Origin of the sequence: Cupriavidus consociatus (assembly GCF_017814975.1) — a bacterium.
In the GTDB taxonomy this organism is placed as follows: Bacteria; Pseudomonadota; Gammaproteobacteria; order Burkholderiales; family Burkholderiaceae; genus Cupriavidus; species Cupriavidus consociatus.
This window is the reverse complement of sequence record NZ_JAGIQA010000001.1, coordinates 65002-88287: the sequence shown is the minus strand read 5'-3', so window position 1 is coordinate 88287 and position 23286 is coordinate 65002. Positions and strand designations below refer to the sequence as shown.

The 23286-nt window shown below is 65.6% G+C and carries 18 protein-coding genes and 4 tRNA genes; 4 read left to right on the top strand and 18 right to left on the bottom strand.

Going from position 1 to position 23286, the window contains the following annotated elements; genetic code table 11:
- Nucleotides 1–101 precede the first annotated feature (101 nt).
- From J8I82_RS00410 to gltX, 4 genes are all read right to left on the bottom strand, one after another.
- A tRNA-Asp gene (locus tag J8I82_RS00410) sits at nucleotides 102–178 on the bottom strand.
- 68 nt (nucleotides 179–246) lie between these two features.
- Nucleotides 247–322: transfer RNA gene (locus tag J8I82_RS00405), tRNA-Glu, on the bottom strand.
- Nucleotides 323–388: 66 nt separating this feature from the next.
- Nucleotides 389–464 (bottom strand) — tRNA-Ala (locus tag J8I82_RS00400).
- Between the two features lie 276 nt (nucleotides 465–740).
- Entirely contained in the window at nucleotides 741–2147 is a 1407-nt protein-coding gene (gene gltX, locus J8I82_RS00395; protein ID WP_209753774.1) for a glutamate--tRNA ligase, read from the bottom strand.
- 253 nt (nucleotides 2148–2400) lie between these two features.
- Between gltX and J8I82_RS00390 the strand changes: the two genes are divergently transcribed.
- On the top strand, nucleotides 2401–3330 hold the full coding sequence (locus tag J8I82_RS00390; protein ID WP_209753773.1) for a patatin-like phospholipase family protein: 930 nt from the start codon (nucleotides 2401–2403) through the stop codon (nucleotides 3328–3330).
- Nucleotides 3331–3401: 71 nt separating this feature from the next.
- Here the strand turns inward: J8I82_RS00390 and J8I82_RS00385 are convergent, their stop codons facing one another.
- From J8I82_RS00385 to J8I82_RS00365, 5 genes are all read right to left on the bottom strand, one after another.
- Nucleotides 3402–4082 (bottom strand): C40 family peptidase, encoded by a 681-nt coding sequence (locus J8I82_RS00385; RefSeq protein WP_209753772.1) that lies wholly within the window; start codon nucleotides 4080–4082, stop codon nucleotides 3402–3404.
- Between the two features lie 398 nt (nucleotides 4083–4480).
- Nucleotides 4481–6070: an ABC transporter ATP-binding protein gene (locus tag J8I82_RS00380; RefSeq protein ID WP_209754386.1), complete on the bottom strand. Its 1590-nt coding sequence runs from the start codon at nucleotides 6068–6070 to the stop codon at nucleotides 4481–4483.
- 83 nt (nucleotides 6071–6153) lie between these two features.
- The gene (locus tag J8I82_RS00375) at nucleotides 6154–7290 is read right to left on the bottom strand and encodes an ABC transporter permease (RefSeq protein ID WP_209753771.1); all 1137 of its coding nucleotides are present in this window, start codon (nucleotides 7288–7290) and stop codon (nucleotides 6154–6156) included.
- The gene (locus tag J8I82_RS00370; RefSeq protein ID WP_133096116.1) at nucleotides 7287–8336 is read right to left on the bottom strand and encodes a microcin C ABC transporter permease YejB; all 1050 of its coding nucleotides are present in this window, start codon (nucleotides 8334–8336) and stop codon (nucleotides 7287–7289) included. The genes J8I82_RS00375 and J8I82_RS00370 overlap by 4 nt, the downstream gene beginning before the upstream one ends.
- A gap of 41 nt (nucleotides 8337–8377) precedes the next feature.
- Nucleotides 8378–10276 carry an extracellular solute-binding protein gene (locus J8I82_RS00365; RefSeq protein ID WP_209753770.1) on the bottom strand — a complete coding sequence of 633 codons (1899 nt, stop codon included), beginning with the start codon at nucleotides 10274–10276 and terminating at the stop codon, nucleotides 8378–8380.
- Between the two features lie 211 nt (nucleotides 10277–10487).
- On the opposite strand from J8I82_RS00365, the gene fabI reads away from it, so the two are divergent.
- Nucleotides 10488–11273, top strand: coding sequence for an enoyl-ACP reductase FabI (gene fabI / locus J8I82_RS00360; protein WP_133096114.1), 786 nt, complete (start codon nucleotides 10488–10490; stop codon nucleotides 11271–11273).
- A gap of 133 nt (nucleotides 11274–11406) precedes the next feature.
- Here fabI and J8I82_RS00355 read toward each other — a convergent pair whose 3' ends face one another.
- Both J8I82_RS00355 and J8I82_RS00350 read right to left on the bottom strand, forming a co-directional pair.
- Nucleotides 11407–12696, bottom strand: a complete 1290-nt coding sequence (locus J8I82_RS00355; RefSeq protein WP_209753769.1) for an MFS transporter — start codon at nucleotides 12694–12696, stop codon at nucleotides 11407–11409.
- A 170-nt stretch (nucleotides 12697–12866) separates the two neighbouring features.
- Nucleotides 12867–13967, bottom strand: coding sequence for an NADH:flavin oxidoreductase/NADH oxidase (locus J8I82_RS00350; RefSeq protein WP_209753768.1), 1101 nt, complete (start codon nucleotides 13965–13967; stop codon nucleotides 12867–12869).
- A gap of 99 nt (nucleotides 13968–14066) precedes the next feature.
- On the opposite strand from J8I82_RS00350, the gene J8I82_RS00345 reads away from it, so the two are divergent.
- A complete protein-coding gene (locus J8I82_RS00345; RefSeq protein WP_209753767.1) occupies nucleotides 14067–14939 on the top strand; it encodes a LysR family transcriptional regulator in 873 nt (290 codons plus the stop codon).
- Between the two features lie 54 nt (nucleotides 14940–14993).
- Here J8I82_RS00345 and J8I82_RS00340 read toward each other — a convergent pair whose 3' ends face one another.
- The 6 genes from J8I82_RS00340 to J8I82_RS39550 all read right to left on the bottom strand — a co-directional run bounded on the left by J8I82_RS00340 (nucleotide 14994) and on the right by J8I82_RS39550 (nucleotide 22472).
- Entirely contained in the window at nucleotides 14994–15461 is a 468-nt protein-coding gene (locus J8I82_RS00340; protein ID WP_209753766.1) for a nucleoside deaminase, read from the bottom strand.
- Nucleotides 15462–15641: 180 nt separating this feature from the next.
- Nucleotides 15642–15989, bottom strand: coding sequence for a copper-binding protein (locus J8I82_RS00335; protein WP_431831518.1), 348 nt, complete (start codon nucleotides 15987–15989; stop codon nucleotides 15642–15644).
- Complete coding sequence (locus J8I82_RS00330) at nucleotides 15986–19156, bottom strand: efflux RND transporter permease subunit (protein ID WP_209753765.1); 3171 nt, start codon at nucleotides 19154–19156, stop codon at nucleotides 15986–15988. Before J8I82_RS00330 ends, J8I82_RS00335 begins: the two co-directional genes overlap by 4 nt.
- Nucleotides 19153–20673, bottom strand: a complete 1521-nt coding sequence (locus J8I82_RS00325) for an efflux RND transporter periplasmic adaptor subunit (protein WP_209753764.1) — start codon at nucleotides 20671–20673, stop codon at nucleotides 19153–19155. The genes J8I82_RS00330 and J8I82_RS00325 overlap by 4 nt, the downstream gene beginning before the upstream one ends.
- Entirely contained in the window at nucleotides 20670–21971 is a 1302-nt protein-coding gene (locus tag J8I82_RS00320; protein ID WP_431831517.1) for a TolC family protein, read from the bottom strand. Before J8I82_RS00320 ends, J8I82_RS00325 begins: the two co-directional genes overlap by 4 nt.
- A gap of 72 nt (nucleotides 21972–22043) precedes the next feature.
- Nucleotides 22044–22472, bottom strand: coding sequence for a copper resistance protein (locus J8I82_RS39550; RefSeq protein ID WP_209753762.1), 429 nt, complete (start codon nucleotides 22470–22472; stop codon nucleotides 22044–22046).
- 413 nt (nucleotides 22473–22885) lie between these two features.
- On the opposite strand from J8I82_RS39550, the gene J8I82_RS00310 reads away from it, so the two are divergent.
- Nucleotides 22886–23206 (top strand): hypothetical protein, encoded by a 321-nt coding sequence (locus J8I82_RS00310; protein ID WP_209753761.1) that lies wholly within the window; start codon nucleotides 22886–22888, stop codon nucleotides 23204–23206.
- Here J8I82_RS00310 and J8I82_RS00305 read toward each other — a convergent pair.
- Nucleotides 23177–23253: transfer RNA gene (locus J8I82_RS00305), tRNA-Arg, on the bottom strand. The two genes, J8I82_RS00310 and J8I82_RS00305, sit on opposite strands and share 30 nt — an antisense overlap.
- Between the last annotated feature and the right edge of the window lie 33 nt (nucleotides 23254–23286).

Genomic DNA, 23286 nt, shown 5'->3' with positions numbered 1-23286 from the left:
AACGATTGCAACATTTTTCACTGTTGCCGCAGTGATTATCAATATAATCCCTCACCCTAAAAGAAAAACCCGCATGGCGATTAACCATGCGGGTTTAGTTTTGGCGGAGTGGACGGGACTCGAACCCGCGACCCCCGGCGTGACAGGCCGGTATTCTAACCGACTGAACTACCACTCCTTAGTCGGCGCCGTCTCAAGCATATTGCTTTAGACAGCTGCTGGACGTCTGATTACGCCCGGCTGTTTTGGCGTCCCCTAGGGGATTCGAACCCCTGTACTCACCGTGAAAGGGTGATGTCCTAGGCCTCTAGACGAAGGGGACAGAAACTTGTTTTTCAACACGTTCCGTCTGGCGCCATCCGATACTGACTGGATGCCGCCTGAATCTTGGTGGAGCTAAGCGGGATCGAACCGCTGACCTCTTGCATGCCATGCAAGCGCTCTCCCAGCTGAGCTATAGCCCCATGGTACTGCCATTTACTGCGACTTGCGTTATTTTCGCTTGATTTAACTGCCGTTTCAAGCGAAGCCAAGATTATATATCAACTACTAATCTTTGCAAGCTCCCATTTTAACTTTTTTCGCTTTTTCTCTTTGCTTTCTAAAAGTGCGGAGATCGCGTGGATCCTTTCAGATCCGTCAGCCCGCTTGGTCAGGGACCGCGCTGCAGGGAGAACGAGATTATGCGCAACTCTGGCCCGGAGCGCAAGCCCCCGGCACGGACTTTTGCGACATTTTTTTTACGCGGCGATACCGGCGCCCAGGCGGCGCAACACCGTGTCGCGGCCGAACAGTTCGAGCACCGCGTCAATGCTCGGCGTTTGCAGTTGGCCCGCTACCAGCAGGCGCACCGGCATGGCCAGCTTGGGCATCTTCAGGCCGAATTCGGCCAGCACCGCCTTGAAGGTCGCGCTGATGGCCGCGCGCGTCCACTCAGGCAGCGCGGCCAGCTGGCCGGACAGCGCGGCCAGCGCGGGCTGGATCTCCGGCGTCAGGTGCTCGGCCTTGAGCGCGGCATCCGCCTGCGGCTCGCCGCGATAGAACAGCAGCGCGGCCTGTGCGACTTCCTTCAGCGTGTTGGCGCGATCTTTCACCAGAGCCACCACGCCGACCAGATCGGCACCTTCCACCTTGCCACCCAGCGCTTCGATAAACGACCGCGTCAATTCGGCCAGGCGCTGGTTATCGCCGACCTTGATGTAGTGGTTATTCAGCCAGGCCAGCTTTTCCGGGTTGTACTGCGCCGGCGACTTGCCCAGGTGCTCCAGGTCGAACCACTCGATGAACTGCTCGCGCGAGAAAATCTCGGCATCGCCGTGGGCCCAGCCCAGTCGGGCCAGGTAGTTCAGCACGGCTTCCGGCAGGTAGCCTTCGTCGCGGTAGCCGGTTACGGCCATGGCACCGTGGCGCTTGCTCATCTTCTCGCCCTGCTCGTTCAGCACGGTCGGCAGGTGCGCGTAGACCGGCGCGGTGCCGCCGAGCGCGCGGATGATGTTGATCTGGCGCGGGGTGTTGTTGACGTGGTCGTCGCCGCGGATCACGTGCGTGATCTTCATGTCGAGGTCGTCCACCACCACGCAGAAGTTGTACGTGGGCGTGCCGTCCGGGCGCGCGATCACCAGGTCATCGAGTTCGTCGTTGGAAATCTCGATGCGGCCCTTGACCGCGTCGTCCCACACCACGCTGCCGCCGATCGGGTTCCTGAAGCGGATCACCGGGTCCACGCCGGCCGGCGGCTCGGGCAGGACTTTGCCCTCTTCCGGGCGCCAGAAGCCGTTGTAGCGAGGCTTCTCGCCGCGCTCGCGCTGGGCCTCGCGCAGTGCGTCGAGTTCCGCGGTGCTCATGTAGCAGCGGTAGGCCAGGCCGGCATCGACCATCTGCGCCACGACCTCCCGATAGCGGTCCATGCGCTGCATCTGGTAGAACGGGCCTTCGTCGATGTCCATGTCCAGCCAGGCCATGCTCTCCAGGATCACGTCGACCGCTTCCTGCGACGAACGCTCGACGTCGGTGTCTTCGATGCGCAGGATGAAGTCGCCCTTCATGCGGCGGGCGAAGGCCCAGGGATAGAGCGCGGAGCGGATATTGCCGAGGTGGATGAAGCCAGTCGGGCTCGGCGCAAAGCGGGTGCGGACGCGTTGGGTCATGGTCAGGGGCAGAAACAAGAAAGCCCGCGCGCAGCGGCGCGCGCGGGCTGGTATGTGCAGGCTTTGCATTATACAAGCACGCTCCGCCGCCTTCCGCATGGCGCCGGTCGTGCGCGGAATCATTTATGCTTGCGCCGGTCTGAGATCGTGCCGGTCGACAGGCATGCCGACGCAAGCCGCGTCATACAACATCAAGCATCGTCGACATCACATGTCACCTTACCGGCCACCCCTGATTTACTGATCCCGCTTCATGCAACGACGTCAATTCCTCGGCCTCTCCGCGGCCACCCTGCTGGCGGGCTGCGCCTTCGGCCCGCGCACAGCGCCGCCGGTGGCAACCACGCCCGCCGTCCCGCCCACTCCCCGCCCGATCAAGATCGGCCTGGCACTTGGCGGCGGCGCCGCGCGCGGCTTTGCCCATATCGGGGTGATCAAGGCGCTCGAGGCGCAGGGGATCCACGCCGACCTGGTGACCGGCACCAGCGCCGGCGCGGTCGTGGCCGCGCTGTACGCGAGCGGCCTGGACGGCTTCCGGCTGAACAAGCTGGCGCTGACCATGGACGAGGCCTCGATCGCCGACTGGGCCCTGCCTTTCGGCACCCGCTTCGGCGGCTGGCTCAAGGGCGAGGCACTGCAGAACTACGTCAACCGCCAGGTGCAGAACCGGCCGATCGAAGCGATGAAGCTGCCGCTGGGCATCGTCGCCACCGACCTGAAGACCGGCGAGAAGATCCTGTTCCGCCGCGGCAATACCGGGCAGGCGGTGCGTGCGTCGAGCAGCGTGCCGGGCGTGTTCCAGCCGGTATCGATCCAGGGGCACGACTACGTCGACGGCGGGCTGGTCGAGCCGGTGCCGGTCGACTCGGCGCGCGCCATGGGCGCCGACTTCGTCATCGCGGTTAATATCTCCGCCGACCCGTCGGCGCAGAAGAACGCCGGCCAGAGCGGCGTGCTGCTGCAGACCACCGCGATCATGGGCCAGTCGATCAACAAGATGGCGCTGTCGCGCGCCGACGTGGTGATCCGCCCCGAGCTGCCCGACATGAGCGGCAGCGACTTTAACGCCCGCAACCGCGCGGTGCTGGCGGGCGAACAGGCGACCGCCGCGGCAATGGCCACGCTGCGGCAGAAGCTGGAGCAGGCGCGGCTGCAGCCGGCCAGCACGGTGGCGACGCATTAGCGGCGCCGGACGCGGGCAAACGAAAAGGACTGCCGCGGCAGTCCTTTTTGTTGGTGGCGTTGCGATGAAGCTCAGCCGCCGTACATGGTGGCGCGTACGGCCTTGGGATCGTAGCGCTTGAGCGTCTCGACCATATCGCCGAGGCTTTCGCTGCGGCGGTTGCCATCGTCCTCGATACGGCGTGCACCGTTGTAGCGCGTCACCCAGTACGCGGCGCGCATGTCGTCGACACGGATCTTGCTGCCTGTCGAGGGGGCGTGCACGAACTTGTTGTCGCCAATATAGATGCCGACGTGCGAGAAGGTCTGGCGCATGGTGTTGAAAAACACCAGGTCGCCCGGACGCAGGTCGCTGCTCGCCACATTGGTGCCGACACGGCTGATTTCGACAGAGCGGCGCGGCAGCATGAAGCCGAAGGTGTCCTGGAACACGTAGCGGACAAAGCCGCTGCAGTCCAGGCCGGATTCGGGGCTGTTGCCGCCGAAGCGGTAACGCACGCCGATCAGGCCCAGCGCGTTCATGACGAGGTCGCCAGCCTTGCTGGCAACGTTGCTGGTGGAATTCACCATCGACGACAGCAAGCCACGCTTGCCTTCCGCATGCGAGTCGGCGGCCGAGGCCGTGGCATCGATACGGGCGTCGGCGTCCTTGAACACCGTGTCCGCCAGCACTCCATTCGACACAGTCGCACCGCAGGCAATGGCAATTCCGACGGCGGCGCGCGCCAGGGAATGTAGTACCGATCGCTGCATTGGTTCTCCCGTTGATCGTTTCCAAAGCAAGCCCCGGCACAAAGTCCGGGGCTGCTGGGGTATCTGTGTACGGCGTGTGCACCACGCCGGCACTACAGGGGGACGCTACGCAACATCCGCGCCCGGCTGGAAGGACGCTATTGCGCCCCGGTTTGCCCGGACGATGCACCATCAACGTGCAGTGCACGATTCAATGCGCAGGAGACACCACCCCCAAAAGTAGTACTCGCGGGATGGTAAAGGGTTGTCATTCACATGTCAAAGTTCGTTACAAATTCGCCGGATTTGACTTGCGAATCAACGATATAGGCCGAATTTCGCATCCTGTTTATCGGATTGCGCATATCAAAACGCCGCCAGGGCGGCGGCGTGAAAAGCGATGCTGCAGGGCACAGCGGTCAGGCGGCACCAACCTGCGCAGCGGCCATCAGCTTGCAGGTATAGGGATGCTGCGGTGCACCGAGCACCGCCTCGGTTTCCCCCGTCTCGACCACCTCCCCCGCCTTCATCACGATCACCCGGTGCGCCATGGCCCGGATCACCGCGAGGTCGTGGCTGATAAACAGGTAGCTGAGGTTGTACTTGTGCTGCAACTGCGACAGCAGCGCCAGCACCTGCTGCTGGATCGAGACGTCCAGCGCCGAGGTTGGCTCGTCCAGTACCAGCACCTGGGGCTTGAGTATCAGCACGCGCGCGATCGCGATGCGCTGGCGCTGTCCACCGGAGAACTCGTGCGGATAGCGCCCCAGCGCGGTGCGGTCGAGCCCGACTTCGCGCAGGGCGTCGATCACGCGCTCGCGCGTGGCCTCGCGCGACAAGCCTGGCTGGTGCAGCGCCAGTCCCTCGCCGACGATCTGCTCGATCGTCATGCGCGGCGACAGCGAGCCGAACGGGTCCTGGAACACCACCTGCATGCGCGAGCGCAGTTGGCAGCGGTCCTTGCGCGTGGCGTCGTCGAAGCTGCGGCCCAGGAAATGGATGGTGCCAGCGCCCTTGCGCTGCAGCGCCAGCACCGTATGGGCCAGCGTGGTCTTGCCCGACCCGGATTCGCCAACGATGCCGATGGTCTCGCCTTCGCGCAGCTGGAAATCGACATCCTTGACCGCCGCGAACTGGTCCTTGCCGAACCAGCCAGCGAGGCCGCGGCGCTTGCGCGCGTAGTTGACGCTGAGGTTGCGCGCCTCCAGCAGCACCGGCGCCAGCGGCACCAGCGGCAGTACCTCGCGCTTCGGACGGCTGTCGATCAGCTTGCGCGTGTACGGGTGCTGGGGGGCGGCAAACACCTGGGCGGTTTCGCCGGTCTCGACCAGCACGCCCTTCTCCATCACGCCCACGCGCTGGGCAAAGGAACGCACCAGGTTCAGGTCGTGGGTAATCAGCATCACCGCCATGCCGAATTCGGCCTGCAGGTCGCGCAGCAGGTCCATGATCTGGGCGCGGATGGTCACATCCAGCGCCGTGGTGGGCTCGTCGGCCAGCAGCAGCTTGGGCCGGCACGCCAGCGCCATGGCGATCATGGCACGCTGGCGCTGGCCGCCGGACAGCTGGTGCGGGAAGCTATCGAAACGGTGGGCGGCGTCGGTGATGCCGGTGCGCTCCAGCAACGCGATGGCACGCTCGCGCGCGGCGCGGCGGTCCAGGCCTTCGTGCAGCGCCAGTGTTTCGACGATCTGGTTGCCGATGGTGTATAGCGGGTTCAGCGCCGTCATCGGTTCCTGGAAGATCATCGCGATCTCGGCACCGCGGATTGCCCGCATCTCGCGGTCGGAAACGTCGAGCAGGTTCTTGCCTTCGAAGCGAATTGCACCGTCGTAGTAGGCATCTTCCACCAGACGCAGCATGGCCAGCGCGGTCACGGTCTTGCCCGAGCCGGATTCGCCGACCAGCGCGTAGCGCTCGCCGGCGCGCAGGTCGAAACTGACCTCGCGCACCGCGCGGGTGGCATGTTCGCCATGGCCGAAGGTGACAGACAGCTTGTCCACGCACATCAGCGTAGAGCCAGGCGCCGGCGCTGCTGCCAGCGCGGCCGCGGCTCCGGCCTGGAGGACTGGCGCGACTGACGAAAACGCGCTCATGGCGTCACCCCCGGTGCGGTCCCCGTCGGCGCGCCGGCCGGGACCTTGGGTTCAACCCGGCCACGCAGCGCGGCCAGGCCCAGGCGGGTGTCGAAGGCATCGCGCAGCGCGTCGCCCATGAAGGTCAGCAGCATCAGCGTCACCACCAGCACGGTGAAGGTCGACAGCGAAATCCACCAGGCATCGAGGTTGCCCTTGCCCTGCGCCAGCAGTTCGCCCAGGCTGGGCGTGGTCGGCGGCACGCCCAGGCCGAGGAAGTCCAGGCTGGTCAGTGCCAGGATGGCTGCGCTCATGCGGAACGGCAGGAACGTGATCACCGGGGTCAAGCTGTTGGGCAGGATATGGCGCCACATGATCTGCACATTGGACAAGCCCAACGCCCGCGCCGCCTTGACGTAGTCCAGCGAGCGGTTGCGGTAGAACTCGGCACGCACGTAGTCGGACAGCCCCATCCAGCCGAACAGCGAGAGCAGGATGATCAGCAGCGCCAGGCTGGGCTCGAAGATCGATGCGAAGATAATCAGCAGGTACAGCTCAGGCATCGAGCTCCAGATCTCGATGGCACGCTGCGAAAACAGGTCGAAGCGGCCGCCAAAGAAGCCCATCAGCGCCCCGGTCAGCGTGCCGATCACCACGCCGATCACGGTCAGCGCCAGGCTGAACAGCACCGACACGCGGAAGCCGTACAGCAGCCGCGCCAGGATGTCGCGGCCGCGGTCGTCGGTGCCGAGCCAGTTCTCGGCCGAGGGCGGCGCCGGGTTGGGCTCCTTGGCGAAGTAGTTCAACGAGTCATACGAATACCGGTTCAGCGGGAAGACCGCAAAGTTGTCCTCAGAGGTGATGCGGTCGCGGATAAACGGATCGAGATAATCGGCCGGCGTAGGGAAGTCGCCGCCGAAGGTCGTCTCCGGATAGGTCTTGACGATCGGGAAGTAGTAGTCACCCTTGTAGCGCACCATCAGCGGGCGATTGCTGGACAATACCTCGGCGCCCAGGCTCAGCACGAAGATGGCGACGAAGATCACCAGGCTCCAGTAGCCGCGGCGATTGCGCCGGAAACGCTGCCAGGCGCGCTGGCGCGGCGAGGGCGAATGCGGCAGGCCGTTGGGCACCGCGTGCGAGAACGGTTTCATCGGTGCAGGCCCTCGAAATGGATGCGGGGATCGACCAGCACGTAGCAGACGTCGGAGATCAGGCGCGTGACCAGCCCGATCAGCGTGAACAGGTAGAGCGTGCCGAGCACCACCGGGTAGTCGCGCCGCAGCACGGCCTCATACGACAGCAAGCCCAGCCCGTCGAGTGAGAACAGCGTCTCGATCAGCAGCGAGCCGGTGAAGAAGGCGCCGATAAAGGCCGCCGGAAAGCCGGTCACCAGCGGGATCAGCGCGTTGCGGAACACGTGCTTCCATAGCACGCGGCGCTCGCCCAGGCCCTTGGCCCGGGCGGTCAGCACATACTGCTTGCGGATTTCCTCCAGGAAGGCGTTCTTGGTCAGCATGGTCACCACGGCGAAGCTGCCCACCACCGAGGCGGTGATCGGCAGCACCAGGTGCCACAGGTAGTCCATCACCTTGCCCATCAGCGATAGCTGTTCCCAGTTGTCCGAGGTCAGCCCGCGCAGCGGGAACCACTGCACGAAGGTGCCGCCGCCGAACAGCACCAGCAGCAGCACGCCCAGCACGAAGCCCGGAATCGCATAGCCGACCAGCACGACGATGCTGGTGACCACGTCGAAACGGCTGCCCGCCCGGATCGCCTTGGAGATGCCAAGCGGCACCGATATCAGGTAGGTCAGGAAAAACGTCCACAAACCCAGGCTGACCGACACCGGCAGCTTGGACTTGACCAGCTCCCACACGCTGCGGTGCTGGAAATAGCTCTGGCCCAGGTCGAACTGGGCAAAGCGCTTGAGCATCAGGAAGTAGCGCTCCAGCGGCGGCTTGTCGAAGCCGTACAGGGCCTGGATCTCCTTGATCTTCTCCGGGTCGACGCCGCGGCGGCCGCGGTATTCGGCGCCGCCACCGCTGGCTTCGCCGGCACCGCCCCGCCCTTTCAGTTCCATCATCATCTGCTCGACCGGGCCGCCCGGGACGAACTGGATGACGACAAAGGTCAGCGTGATGACGCCGATCAGCGTCGGGATCATCAGCAGGATGCGCTTGAGCAGGTAGGCAAGCATCGGCCGGTCCTTGTTTCTTTAGCTAATCTGCACTGAACGCGTCAGCGCGCTTGCGGCTGGACGTCCTTGCGCCACCACTGGCTCAGGATCCAGCCTTCGGCCGTATAGAAATAGGGAAGCCGCTCCGGATACGCCAGCTCCTTGCGGTACGAGACCCGGTGCGACGCACTGTACCAGTTGGGCACGATGTAGTAGCCGTGCATCAGCACCCGGTCGAGCGCGCGCCCGGCCGTGATCAGCTCCTGGCGGGTGTGGGCATGCAGCAGGTTGTCGACCAGCTTGTCGACGACCGGCGACTTCAGGCCGAACAGGTTGTCCGAGCCCGGCGTGGTGGCGGCCTCGCTGGCAAAGCGGTCGCGCAGCTCATTGCCGGGACTCTGCGAATCGGGGAAGCGGATCGACACCATGTCGAAATCGAAGTCTTCCAGCCGCTTCTGGTACAGCGCAAAGTCGGTGGTGCGCTGGTGCACCTGGATGCCGAGCTTCTCCAGGTTGCGCACATAGGTGGTGATGACCCGGCTCATGGCGCCGCCATCGTCGAGGAACTCGAATACCAGCGGTTCGCCCTTGGCGTTGCGCAGCGCGCCGTCGGTATAGGTCCAGCCGGCCTGTGCCAGCAGGCGCCGCGCCAGGCGCAGGTTGTCGCGCAGCGACCGGGGCGATGCGGTGCTGGGCTGCACCACGTCGGGGCCGAAAACCTCGGGCGGCAGCTCGGCGCGCAGCGGTTCCAGCAGCGCCATCTCGCCGGGGCCGGGCCGGCCGTCGAACGTGGCGCTGGCGGCCAGCTCGCTGTTGGAGAACCAGCTGTCCAGCCGCTTGTAAGCGCCGTAGAACAGCTGCCGGTTCAGCCATTCGAAGTCCAGCGCCAGGATCAGCGCCTGGCGCACCCGCACGTCCTGGAACACCGGCTTGCGCATGTTCATCACGAACCCCTGCATGCCGGCGCCGTTGCGGTGCGGGAATTCGGTCTTGATCAGTTCGCCATTGCGGAAGCGCGTGCCCTGGTAGCTCTTGGCCCAGTTCTTGGCGCGGTACTCGACGATGGCATCGAACTCGCCGGCCTTGTAGGCCTCCAGCTTGGCGGTCTCGTCCTTGTACAGGCGGTAGACCACGCGCGCGAAATTGAAGGTGCCGCGGCGCACCGCCAGATCCTTGCCCCAGTACTTGGGATCACGCTTGAAGATGATGCCGCGGCCGGCGTCGTAGCGCTCGATCAGGTAGGGTCCGCTGGTGATGGGCGCCTCGAAGGTCAGCTTCTCGAACGGCACCTTGGCGGTCCACTTCTTCGAGAACACGGGCAGCGCGCCGACGATCAGCGGCAGTTCGCGGTTGCGCTGCTTGAAGTCGTAGCGCAGCGTGCGCTCGCCGGTCACCACCACCGCCTTCACGTCGGTGCACATGCTGCGGTAGCCGGGGCTCGACGCCTTGCTCATCAGCATGTCATAAGAATGTTTGACATCCGATGCCAGCACCGGGTCGCCGTTGGCGAAGCGCGCCTGCGGGCGGATGCGGAAGGTGACCGACAGCTCGTCCGGCGCGACCGTGACGTCCTCGGCCAGCAGGCCGTAGGCGCTGGCGGTCTCGTCGGCGCTGCTGACCAGCAGCGATTCGAACATCAGCGCATTGAGCCCCGGCGCAGAAGTACCCTTCAGCGTAAACGGGTTGAACTTGTCGAAGCTGGTGCGCCGGTCCGGATTGGCGAGCGTGAGCGTGCCGCCAGCCGGTGCGTTGGGGTTGACATAGTCGAAGTGCGGAAAATTCTCGGCGTACTTCAGGTCGCCGTGCAGCGCGAATCCATGCGCCGCCATGGCCGGAGCAGAGACCAGGGAGACCAGGGAGATCCCCGCCGCCAGCCTGGCCGCCCTCCCGAACCGCAGTACCGCATCCCGCCGGAAGCACTGCCATGCCGCCTGAAGCGGCCAACGTGCTTGAATAGGCATCCCGTTGGATTCCTCCACTATGACCTCTGGGGTCCCGGCGTTCTGCGGCCGGGCCAAGTATGAGACAATTTTACATGCGTCCGGGGTGGCGCCAGCCATCCGGACATTCCCTCTGCGCGGCGCAATAAAACGGCCGCAGAACATCCAGGGCACGCGCACGGCCGCACGGCGGACGCAGGAAGCGTGCCTGATACACCACCTTGGAGAACTTATGGGATTTCTGGCAGGTAAGCGGATCCTTATCACGGGCTTGCTTTCGAACCGCTCGATCGCCTATGGCATTGCGTCCGCGTGCAAGCGCGAAGGCGCCGAACTCGCCTTCACCTATGTCGGCGAACGGTTCAAGGACCGGATCAGCGAGTTTGCCAAGGAATTCGGTACGGACATGGTGTTCGAGTGCGACGTCGGCAGCGATGAGCAGATCGCCGCGACCTTCGCCGCGCTGGGCCAGCGCTGGGAGAAGTTCGACGGGCTGGTGCACTCCATCGGCTTCGCGCCGCGCGAAGCCATCGCCGGCGATTTCCTCGAAGGCCTGTCGCGCGAAGGCTTCCGCATCGCCCATGACATTTCCGCCTACAGCTTCCCGGCGCTGGCCAAGGCCGCGCTGCCGCTGCTGTCGGACAAGGCCTCGCTGCTGACGCTGACCTACCTGGGCGCCGAGCGCGTGGTTCCCAACTACAACACCATGGGCCTGGCCAAGGCCGCGCTGGAAGCCAGCGTGCGCTACCTGGCTTCGTCGGTCGGCCCGCGCGGCATCCGCGCCAACGGCATCTCGGCCGGCCCGATCAAGACGCTGGCCGCCTCGGGCATCAAGGATTTCGGCAAGCTGCTGGGGCACTTCGAGCAGGCCGCCCCGCTGCGCCGCAACGTGACCATCGACGAAGTCGGCAACGTGGCCGCCTTCCTGCTGTCCGACCTGGCCAGCGGCGTGACGGGTGAGATCACCTACGTCGACGGCGGCTTCAATATCGTCGGCGCGAGCGTCGCGGACGCCTGACGGCAGGACTGCCGGCCGCGGCGCCGGCATCGACAGGGGCGCCAGCGATGGCGCCCTTTTTTCTTGGCGGGTTTTCCAACCTCGCGCGCCGGGGGCATGTCCAGCCGTTGACTGTGCCCATGGCCAAGACACGTCAGGCCGTTGCGGTAACCCCGCGGCGGTCCATGTCGAGCACCGACCAGGCATAGATCGCCAGGCCGCCCAGCGCCAGCAGCAGCCCGACCCAGCCGGTCGAGGTCCAGCCATAGCCGGCGGCGATGGTCACGCCGCCAAGCCATGCGCCGAGCGCATTGGCCAGGTTGAACGCCGAGTGGTTGAGCGCGGCCGCCAGTGCCTGCGCATCGCCGGCCACGTCCATCAGCCGGATCTGCAGCGCCGGCCCCAGTGCCACCACGGTGCCGACCAGCAGCACATTGGCCGCGGCGAGCCACGCATGCGGCGCGGTGAAGGTGAAGGCGCCCAGCACCAGCGCGGTCCATGCCAGCACGCCGCCGATGGTCGGCATCAGCGCCTTGTCGGCCAGCCGCGCGCCGGCGAGATTGCCCACTACCATGCCGACGCCGAACAGCGCCAGCACCACCGGGATGCCGGCGGCCGGCATGTGCGCCAGTTCGAGCATGGTCGGCTTGATGTAGCTGAACACCGAGAACATGCCGCCAAACCCGATCGCGCCGATGCCCAGCGTCAGCCACACCTGCTTGCGCCTGAGCGCCGACAGCTCGCGCAGTGGACTGGCATGCCGGTCGGCCGGCGCGAACGGCACGCAACGCCACACCAGCAGCGCCGTCAGCGCGCCGAGCGCGCCCACGATCACGAAGGCCGATCGCCAGCCGAGCCAGGTGCCGACCGTGGCGGCGACCGGCACGCCGACCAGCGTCGCGCTGGTCAGCCCCAGCATCACCAGCCCTACCGCCTGCGCGCGCCGCTCGCGCGGGACCAGCCCCGCGGCGACCAGCGCGGCCACGCCGAAGTAGGTGCCGTGCGGAAAGCCGGTCAGCAGCCGTGCTACCAGCATCGACAGGTAGGACGGCGCCATCGCGCTGGCGAGATTGCCCGCCGCGAACACCGCCATCAGCGCCACCAGCAGGTTGCGCCGCGGCCAGCGTGCGCCCAGCACCGCCAGCAGCGGCGCACCGATGACCACGCCCAGCGCATAGGCGCTGATCAGGTGGCCGGCTTCGGGGATGGAGATGGCGAGGTCGCGCGCGGCATCGGGCAGCAGGCCCATGATGACGAATTCGCCGGTGCCGATGGCGAAGCTGCCGACGCCCAGCGCGAGCAGCGCGAGCCGGCCGGAACTTGCCGGCGGCCTGGCGGATACGGGGTTGGCAGAAGGATTCGGCGTGCTCGCATCGCGCGAGGCGCCGGAAGGCGAAATGCCGCGGACGGCGTCCGCGGCGGCGTGTGCATGTGGGGCGGCCATGTACAGGATTGCAGAGGGTTCTACGGAATGCCGCCCGCTGCCGGGCGGGTCGATGACCCCGCCTCTGGTGATCCAGCGTGCTCCTGTGCGGCGCGCAAGGCGTTATTGTGCGGCAAAACGCGGAAACGTGCCGGCACGCCGCCGCGCTTCGCCCGCGCCCAGGCCTGAACTCAGGCCTGGAGCTGGTAGCGCTCCAGCCAATGCGCGTAAGGTGCCGGCAGCACCCACGACGGCTTCTGCACCTGCAGGCGCTGGGCGGCGTGGTAAGGCCAGTGCGGGTTGGCCAGCAGCGCGCGGCCGACCATGACGAGGTCCATCTCTCCCGCGGCGACGGCACGGTCAGCCAGCATGGGGTTGTCGATGCCCCATGACGAAGCGACCGGTAGCTTCGCCTCGCTGCGCACGCGCCCGGCGATCGGCGCGAGGAAGGCCGGCCCCCATGGAATCTTTGCGTCGGGCGTGGAAAAGCCGACGCTGACGTTGAGCAGGTCGAGGCCGCCCTCGCGCATCGCGCGCGCCAGTTCGATCGAATCGGCCAGCGTTTCCTGGTCGTGACCGTCGAACTCGACCACGCCGAAGCGCGCGGTCAGCGGCAGGTTGGCAGGCCACACTTCGCGCACCGCGGCCAGCGTCTCCAGCAGGAAACGGCTGCGGCCGGCCAGGTCGCCACCGTAAGCATCGTCGCGCTGGTTGGCGTGGCGCGAGAAGAAGCTCTGCGCCAGGTAGCCATGCGCGAAATGCAGTTCGAGCCATTCGAAGCCGGCATCGCGCGCACGGCGGGCGGCGGCGACGAAATCGCGCTGGACGCGCGCGATGTCGTCCAGCGTCATGGCGCTGGGCACCTTGGGCAGGTGCGCGCCGAACGGCACCGCCGACGGCGACAGCGTCTGCCAGCCGCGCGGATCGTCCGCGGCGATATGGTCATCGCCTTCCCACGGCCGGTTGGCGCTGGCCTTGCGCCCGGCGTGGGCGATCTGGATGCCGGGCACCGCGCCGCCGGCCTTGATCGCCGCGGCGATGCGCGCCATGCCAGCTTGCTGCGCGTCGTTCCACAGTCCGGTGCAGCCCGGGGTGATGCGGCCTTCGGGCGACACGGCGGTCGCCTCGACGATCACGAGGCCGGCGCCGCCACGGGCCAGGCCGGTGTAATGCGCCTGGTGCCAGTCATTGACCATGCCGTCGACGGCGCTGTACTGGCACATCGGCGGAATCGCGACGCGGTTGCGCAGCGTGACATCTTTCAGTTCAAACGGAGAAAACAGGGCAGACATGCTGGTTGGGTTCCTGCGTCATTGCATGAATCCAGATGGTAGGCGCGCCCCGCTATAATGAAAACAACGTACCGATTATTGAATCAATAAATATTCATTATGGTGAACCCGCAGTGGCTTCGCTCTTTCGTCACCCTGTCTGAGCTAGGCAGCTTTACCCGCACCGCCGACCGCCTCGACCTGACCCAGGCCGCCGTCAGCCAGCATGTGCGCCACCTGGAAGGCCAGTTCGGCCCGCTTCTGATCCGCCGGCCGCGCGCCATCGAACTGACCCCCGCCGGCCGTGCCCTGCTCGACTACTGTCGCGAGATGGACAAGGCCGGCGAGCGGCTGAACGCGCGGCTGTCCTATGCCGACAGTACCAACGGCGAGGTCTCGCTGATCACGCCGGGCAGCATCGGTCTGTACTTGTACCCGATCCTGCTGGCCTTCCAGCAGGCCAATCGCGGGCTGATCGTGCGCCATCGCTTCGCACCGGACCATGAGGTCGTGGAAGCCGTGCTGCAGAACCACTATGAGCTTGGACTGGTCACGCTGAAGCCGGACGATGCACGGCTTGCGGCAAGCCCGTTTATCGAAGAGCGCCTGGAACTGGTCGTGCCCGCGCACGAAGACGTGCACACGTGGCAGGACCTGGAACGCATCGGCTTTATCGACCATCCCGATGGCAAGGCGATGGCAAGCCGCTTGTTCGGCAGGCGCTTTCCGGGCAACCCTGGCGTGCGCAGCCTGCCCTGCCGCGGCTTCAGCAACCAGGTCGGCCTGATCCTGGAACCGGTGGCACGCGGACTGGGCTTCACGGTGATCCACCAGTACGCGCGCAAGGCCTTCGCGCATGCGGAGGCAGTCAAGGTAGTCGACTGCGGCCCGCCGGCGGTCGATACGCTATGGCTGGTCCATCGTGCCGAGTGGCCACTGTCGCCACGCGCCGCGCGGGTGCTGGAGCACCTGCGACAGGAAGTCGCGCGCTGACGGGCTGCCGGGCGGACAAGGCATGGCGTGGCATCCGGTAGAAGGTCCTATGCCCTAGCGGTCCTTCCGTTCGCGCCACGCCTCATAGAGGTCCGGGCCTTCATCGCGCGCCGGCAGGTAGACCAGCTTCATATCGCGCTGTTCGACAGGCCGCGCCAGTTCGACATAGCCGCGTTCCGCGGACAGGTCGTAGGGCGCGCCGTCTTCGTTGGAATACGCGTAGTAGACCGATTCGACGCCGGCCAGGTACATCGCGGTCAGGCACATCGGGCACGGGTAGCCGCTGGCGTAGACCGTGCAGCCGCTCAGGTCGGGCTTGCCCAGTGCCCGGCTCGCGGCGCGCACTGCCTGCATTTCGGCGTGCGCGCTGGGATCGCAGGTGGCCTCCACCTCGTTGACCGCGCGCGCCACCACCTTGCCATCCTTGACCACCACGGCGCCGAAGGGCCAGGTGTTGCGCTCCCGCACGTTTTCCATGGCGAGGCGGATGGAATCGATCAGATAGGTTTCGGTGGTCGACACGCGTTATCTCCTGTGAGGGCCCGGCCCCCGATGGGCCGATGAGGTGGCTGGCTGACAGACTATAGGCCAGCGTGCGCGCTCGGCGTGCAGCAAGTTGTTATACGGCGTATTTGAATCCAGCCCCTGCAGGTGCCGAGCCGCAACGCGACGTGCATCGCGGCCACCTTGTCGCGGTCATCGTTACTTGCGCAAGTCCACCACAGAGGGCTTGCCGTCGATGGTGTCAAACGTCACCGATACCTGGTCTCCTTCCTTCAGTCCCTTGAGCATGGCCGCATCCCTGACCGGGAAAGCCATGGTCATGGCAGACATGCCCAGGTTGGCAATCGGTCCGTGTTTCAGCGTGATCTTTCCGTTTGCCGCATCGATCTTGCGAACCTCGGCCGGTACCGGCTGAGGTGCCTTCGTTGTGCCGCTGGCAGGTTTCATGTCCATGCCGTCCATGTTCGCGGCCCTGGCCGGGAGCGTCATGCCCATTGCCACGACTAGCGCTGCCGCGCCCAGAGTGGTGTTAAGGAACTTCTTCATGCTTTCTCCTTGAAAATGGTGGATTGGGATACATCGGTAAATGTCGTTGTCTGCCGGCGACGCATCAGCAGATACACGGCCGGTACGACGAACAGGGATAGCAGCGGCGCCGTGACCATGCCACCAACCATTGGCGCCGCGATGCGTTGCATGACTTCGGAGCCTGTGCCGTGTGACCACATGATCGGGATCAGCCCGGCCAGGATCACGGCCACGGTCATCGCCTTGGGGCGTACGCGTTGCACGGCGCCTTCCTGGATGGCCGCCAGCAGCGCGGCGCTATCCGTTTCGCCGTGTGCCTCGCGGTATTGCCAGGCGTGCTTGAGGTAGAGCAGCATGATGACGCCAAACTCCGCGGACACGCCCGCCAGCGCGATAAAACCGACCACGCCTGCCACGGAGAGGTTGTACCCCAGCAGGTAAAGAAGCCAGAAGCCACCGATCAGCGCAAGCGGCAGCGTCCCCATGATCAGGAGCGCCTCATCGAAGCGGCCAAAGATCAGGTAAAGCAGCACAAAGATGATCAGCAGCGTGAACGGCACCACCACCTTCAGCTTCGCACTGGCGCGCTCCAGGTATTCGAACTGCCCGGACCAGCTCAGCGAATAGCCGGCGGGCATCGGCACTGCCTTTGCCACGGCCGCCTGCATCTCGCGCACGGCGGAGCGCAGGTCGCGCCCGCGGATGTCGACGTAGATCCATCCCGACAGCCGCGCGTTTTCACTGCGCAGCATGGGCGGTCCTTGCGCGACCTGGATCCGCGCCACATCGGACAGCGCGATCTGCTGGCCGCGGTCGGTGACGATGGGCAGGTTGCGCAGTGTTTCGACCGAATCGCGATAGTCGCGCGGGTACCGCACGTTGATCGGGAAGCGAGCCAGACCATCGACAACCTCGCCAACGTTGTCGCCGCCGATGGCCGAGGAGACGATGCTCTGCACCTCGTCAACATTGAGCCCGTAGCGGCCGGCGACCACGCGATCGATGTCGACATCGATATAGCGCCCGCCGGTCAGGCGTTCTGCCAGCGCCGACGTGACACCGGGCACGGTCTTCACGGCCTGCTCGATTGCCGTGGCGATCCGGTCGATCTCCTTCAGGTCCGCGCCGGCCACCTTGATCCCCACCGGGCTCTTGATGCCGGTGGCCAGCATGTCGATGCGATTGCGGATCGGGGGCACCCAGATGTTGGACAGGCCCGGCATCTTCACGACGCGATCGAGTTCCTCGACCAGCTTGTCGGGCGTCATGCCGGCACGCCACTGCTCGCGCGGCTTGAACTGGATCGTGGTCTCGAACATCTCGAGCGGAGCCGGGTCGGTGGCCGAGTCCGCACGCCCCGCCTTGCCATGGACGGTGGCCACTTCGGGCACCGACTTGATCAGCCGGTCGGTCTGCTGCAGCAATTGCGCCGCCTTGCCCACCGACAGGCCAGGCAAGGCGGACGGCATATAGAGCAGGTCTCCCTCATCGAGCGGCGGCATGAACTCCCCCCCGGTCCGCAGGATCGGCCATGCCGTAGCCGCAAGCAGGATGGCTGCTACCAGAATGGTCGCGCGCGGATACGCAAGCACCTTCGCCAGCATGGGTTGATAGAGGCGGATCAGCCAGCGATTGAGCGGGTTCGCCGCTTCCGCCGGAATGCGTCCGCGAATCATGAAGCCCATCAGCACGGGGACCAGCGTGATCGACAGCCCGGCCGCAGCGGCCATCGAGTACGTCTTGGTAAAGGCCAGCGGCGAGAACAGGCGGCCCTCCTGCGCTTCAAGCGTGAACACCGGCACGAAGGAGAGCGTGATGATCAGCAGGGAGAAGAACAATGCGGGGCCCACTTCGGCCGCGGAGTGTCCGATCACGCGCCAGCGCTCCGCCCCGGCCAATGACTCGCCGGGGTGCCGGGCCTGCCAGTGCTCCAGGTGCTTGTGCGCATTCTCGATCATGACCACCGCCGCGTCCACCATCGCACCGATCGCAATGGCGATGCCGCCAAGCGACATGATGTTGGCATTGACGCCCTGGTAGCGCATGACCAGAAACGCCGCGAGCACGCCAAGCGGCAGCGACACGACGGCCACCAGCGCCGAACGCAGATGGAACAGGAAGACCAGGCAAACCAGCGCCACGACGATGAATTCCTCGACAAGCTTGTGGCTGAGGTTGTCCACGGCGCGGTGAATCAGTGCGGAGCGATCGTAGGTGGTCACGATCTCGACGCCGGCAGGCAGGCTCTTCCTGAGCGTCTCCAGCTTCGTCTTGACGGCATCGATGGTTTCCAGCGCGTTCTTGCCCGAGCGCATGACGATGACGCCGCCCGCCACCTCTCCCTCGCCATTGAAATCGGACAGGCCGCGCCGCGTCTCGGGGCCGAGCTGGATCGTGGCGAAATCGCCCAACCGTACCGGGATGCCCGCGCCGCTGGTTTCGATCGGAATCTGCCGGAAGTCGTCGAGCGTCTTCAGATAGCCGGATGCCCTGACCATGTATTCCGCTTCGCCGAGTTCCAGCACCGATCCGCCCGCCTCCTGGTTGGCGCCGCGAAGCGCCGCAAGCACCTTCGCTTGCGACAGGTTGTAGGCGCGCATTCGATCCGGCATCAGCACGATCTGGTACTGCCGCACCATGCCGCCCAGCGATGCGACTTCCGCCACATTGGGCAGGGACTTCAGTTCGAAGCGAAGGAACCAGTCCTGCAACGCGCGCAACTGGCCGAGGTCGTGCCGGCCGGTGCGATCCACCAGGGCGTACTCGTAGATCCAGCCCACGCCGGTGGCATCGGGGCCCAGCGCGGGCCTGGCCGCCGCCGGCAGGCGCGATTGCACCTGGTTCAGGTATTCCAGCACGCGCGAGCGCGCCCAGTACGGGTCGGTCCCGTCCTCGAACAGCACGTAGACAAAGGAATCGCCGAAGAACGAGTAACCGCGCACCGTCTTCGCACCGGGGACCGACAGCATCGCGGTGGTCAGCGGATACGTGACCTGGTTCTCCACCAGCTGCGGCGCCTGCCCCGGAAATGGCGTGCGGATGATGACCTGGGGGTCGGACAGATCCGGTAATGCATCGAGCGGCGTGTTTCCCACCGCCCACAGCCCCCAGGCCGTCAGCATGACCGTAGCCAGCAGCACAAGGAAGCGGTTGCGTATCGACGCCAGGATGATATGCGCGATCATCGCTTGCCTCCGTCTGTGGCTGCCGGCTCCACGCCTGATAGCGTCGCCACGCCATCCTGGTCCAGGCGGAAATGGAAGCGGATATGGTCGCCCGGCTTCAGCCCCTTGAGCAACGACGCATCCTGCGTTGCGAAGTCCATCGTCATCGCGCCCCATTGCGCCGAGGAAACCGGCCCATGGGAGATGGTCAGTCCGTCCGCGTTCACCGACTCGATGCGGCCCGTGCCCTCGTGCTCCGTTGCGGCGGCGACAGGCGCCGATGCATCGCTGGCTGGTGTCATACGCCCCAGCGTGCCGCGCAGGCTGGCATCCGAGTCGATCAGGAACTGGCCCGAGGCCACGACCCGCTGTCCGGCACGCAGCCCCGCAATGACCTCGACCATGCCGCCGGATTCGCGACCGGTGCGGACCTCCGTGGGTACATAGCCCTGTGGTCCCGCGTCGACCATGACCATACTGCGCTGGCCTGCATGGATCACGGCTTCGGACGGAATCTGCAGCACGTCCTGGCGATCCGCGCTGTCGAAACGGACACTGGCGAACATGCCCGGCACCAGCCGGCGCTCCTTGTTGGGCAGGACGATGCGGACTTTGATGGTGCGCGTGGCGGCATTGACGTCGGGCAGGATGGCATCGACCTTTCCGGCCACCGGCTCCGGCGCGGCAGGTGTCGACACCGCGACGGCCACGCCGGGCACGACATGCCGCGACTGTGCTTCGGGCACCTCCGCGATCACCCACACCTGGCTGAGATCGGCCAGACGGAAAAGCGTCATGCCGGGCGACACCGTCATGCCCTCGCGCACGGCGATCTCGGTCACGACGCCATCGAGCGGACTGGGTATGCCCTGCGCCGGCTGCACCTTGCCCGAACGGGCCACGGCATCGGCCTGTGCCGGTGTCATGCCCGCCTGCAGCATGCGCGCTCTTGCCGCACCGGCAAGTTCACCCTGCACGGCTGATGGCAGGCGCGATACCGCCAGATACTCCTCCTGCGCCGCCACCCAGTCCGGCGAATACAGGCTGACGAGGGTCTGGCCGCGCCGCACCGGATCCAGCGTCGCGCGTACGCCGACATGCTGCACGAAGCCTGTCGTGCGTGCCTGGATCACCCGGATGCTGCGCTCATCGATCGATACGCTCCCGGGTGCTTCCAGCACGGCGCCGATGCGCCCGGCCTTTACTTCTGCAGTGCGGATACCCAGGTTCTGGGCCACGCGGCTGTCGATCGTGACGCCGCTATGGCTACCGCCGTCGCCGTCGGCATAGACGGGCACCAGTTGCATGTCCATGAACGGAGATTTGCCGGGCTTGTCGAAGCGCTGGCCCGGCACCATCGGGTCATGCCAGTACAGGACCCTTCTACCGGTTTGCGGATCGATATTGCCGGCCTTGGCCGCCGTTTCGGCTTGCGGCGATGCCGTCATCGGCTGCGAGGCGCCCAGGCGGTAGCCGGCATAGCCCGCCGCGCCGACCATGACCAGGCACGCCGCTGCGATCTTGAGTCGGGAGTTCATCTGGAGTCCTTGTTGGTCGATACCGTTTGCGCGGTCGGCAACGGCACCAGGTAGGTCAGGTCGGCCCAGATTTTGGCCGTACGCTGCTCGAGGGCCACTCGCTGCAGCGCGGTGTCGATGGCCCGATGGTTGGCTTCCGCGACGGCAAGCAACGACCCGGTATTGGCGCGATAGGCCGTCAGCGCGGCTTCGGCCTGGGCATTGGCCAATGGCAAGGTGGCCTCGTCATAGCGCTTGAGGCGTTCCAGGTTGCGCCGCAGTTCCGCCACGCGCGCACCTACCAGCGCATCGGTATTGCGCTGGACGACTTCCGCCTTGGCGCGCGCCGCGTCGGCCTGCGCCAGCCGCGCGGCCACTTCGCGGTCCTGCCGGTTGGCGCGGTCCCACGGCAGCGGAAAGCTCACGTTGACCGAAGCCATGTTCGAATAGGCCGACCCGCGCTGGCTGTACATCAGCTCGACCGTGACATCCTGCCTGCGCGCTTCATCGGCCATGCGCACCTCGCTCTCCGCGAGCGTGACCTCGCGCCGGGCGGCGGCGATTTCCGGCACGCCGTCGTAACGGGTGCCGACAAGTTGCTGAACGCGGTCCGGCACCGACAACGCCGGGGGTGCCCCCAATGCCCGCGCGGCATCGGCGCCGATCCAGCGCGAGAGATTGACGTTGGCGGCGTCGAGCGCGGCCTGGTTCTCGCTCTCGCGGTCACGCAGCTTCTGGATTTCGAGCTGGGCCGAAAGCACGTCCGCGCGCGTGCCTCGCCCACCGCGATAGGCTGCGTTCGCCGCTTCGAGCGTCAGGGCCAGGGGATGACTGTGATGGCCGAGCAAGGTGGCAGCCTGCTCGGCGTACCAGCGGTCGATCCAGGCCGCAACGGCGTTGCGCTGGACATTGGTCACGCCAAGCACGCGCTGGGCATCGGCCGATGCGGCCTCGGCCTCGAAGCGGGCGATGCGCGCGCGGCGCTTATCGGCGCGGGTGAACTCCTGCATGACGCTGATGGAGCGCATGGTCATCGAGTCGCGGCTCAGCGAAAACTTGTCCGGACCATCTGTCGGGACGTTGTTCAGGCCGAATTTCAGTACCGGATCGGGCAACTTGCCGGCCGCGACGGCCATCTGCACGGCAGATTCGACGGCACCGTGCGTGTTCTCGGCATCGCGGGCGCGCGCCGTGGCGAGTGTAGCGGCTTCTTCAATGGACAAGGCAGGGGCGGCATGCAATGGCGCGGCAAGCGACATCAACATGCCAAGGGTGGACGCGCATTGCAGCGTCCACCTCAGGCAAGGCGGCAACGACATAAAGCCTCCGTAAGCGACGACCACCGCTCCCGCGATCGCGGGAGCGACAAGAAAGTGGCGTGGCTGCGGAGGCTAGGTGCGGAAACAGCAGTGAAGTATGGCGTGCGGCGGTGGTGGAGCGCGCGGCTGCGCATTGGCGCGCATGGCGAGAAGCGGCGCCGGCAGCTCCACGGGTGGCTCGACGACGATATTGACAAGAACCGGGATGAACGCAGGAACCTGCGGTGCAGGGTGATCGGCGTGCTTGGTATCGGCCTGGCAGTGGCCCATGCAAAGCGCCTTCTCGCCATTGAATTGCCTGGCGTCCTGGTCGGGCGTGCTGGCCATGTCGGGACAGCGCCCCATCCCTTCCATTCCCGCCATCGTTAGCTGCTGCGATGTGTCCTCGAGCGCCCGCGTGCCTGCCATGCAGGCATAGGCGGCCGTTGCCAGCTGGACTGACAGGAACACTGCCAGAAGCAGGCCGGCAAACCATGAATGCCGGCGGACCAGGTATCGCACGATGGATAAGGGTATCGGAACAGCGGTGAGGATATCCGCTTTTCATCCCGTTTTCAAAAGCGACCAGCAAGCAGGCCCGCGACAGTTCCTCAAACAGCCAAGCGAAATGGTGGCGTCAGGATCCCGGTGTGGCGTTGGAATGCCTTCTTACGATCATCAATGACCCAATATGCTGCCTCTGGCGGCCATGTAGAAACCGCACAACGGTTCCGTTTCCTACTGCTCTCTCGCGCGTCGGTGGCAAGTTCGGCATGAACGTTCCCGCGCGCAACGGATAGCGGCGACGGTATGCAGCCTCGGCTGCAAGGTGGTCTGATGAAGATGTGCTGCGGGCGTTGCGGTGCTTGCGACTCTCGGCTACTTCGGGAATGGATGATGCAGTTCACCATGCAGTCACCTACAGGAGCAGCGCGATGGACGGAATGTTCTACACCGCAGAGGACCGGGCAAGAGAGCGGCGGGATGCCATGATAGAACGGGAGATCACCCCGGTGGATGACCGTATCCGTAGACTACGCGAGGAGATTCGCGCACAAATCAGGCACATGCGAGCTGTAAAAGCCAGGCAATTCCCGATGGAGCAGCCTACGTGGTTTTTGATTCTGATGTGCCGTACCCTGGCGGTTGAGAGACAGTATCGAAAAGCACTGCATGCCAGGATCTCTGCCTATGAGTTAGCTGCAAACTATTCGCAAACCCTTGACTGGCGCGTCCTAGAGGACTCGAACCTCTGACCGCTCGCTTAGAAGGCGAGTGCTCTATCCAACTGAGCTAAGGACGCAAAGGCGTGCATTCTACCGCAGCGCCGGCCCGC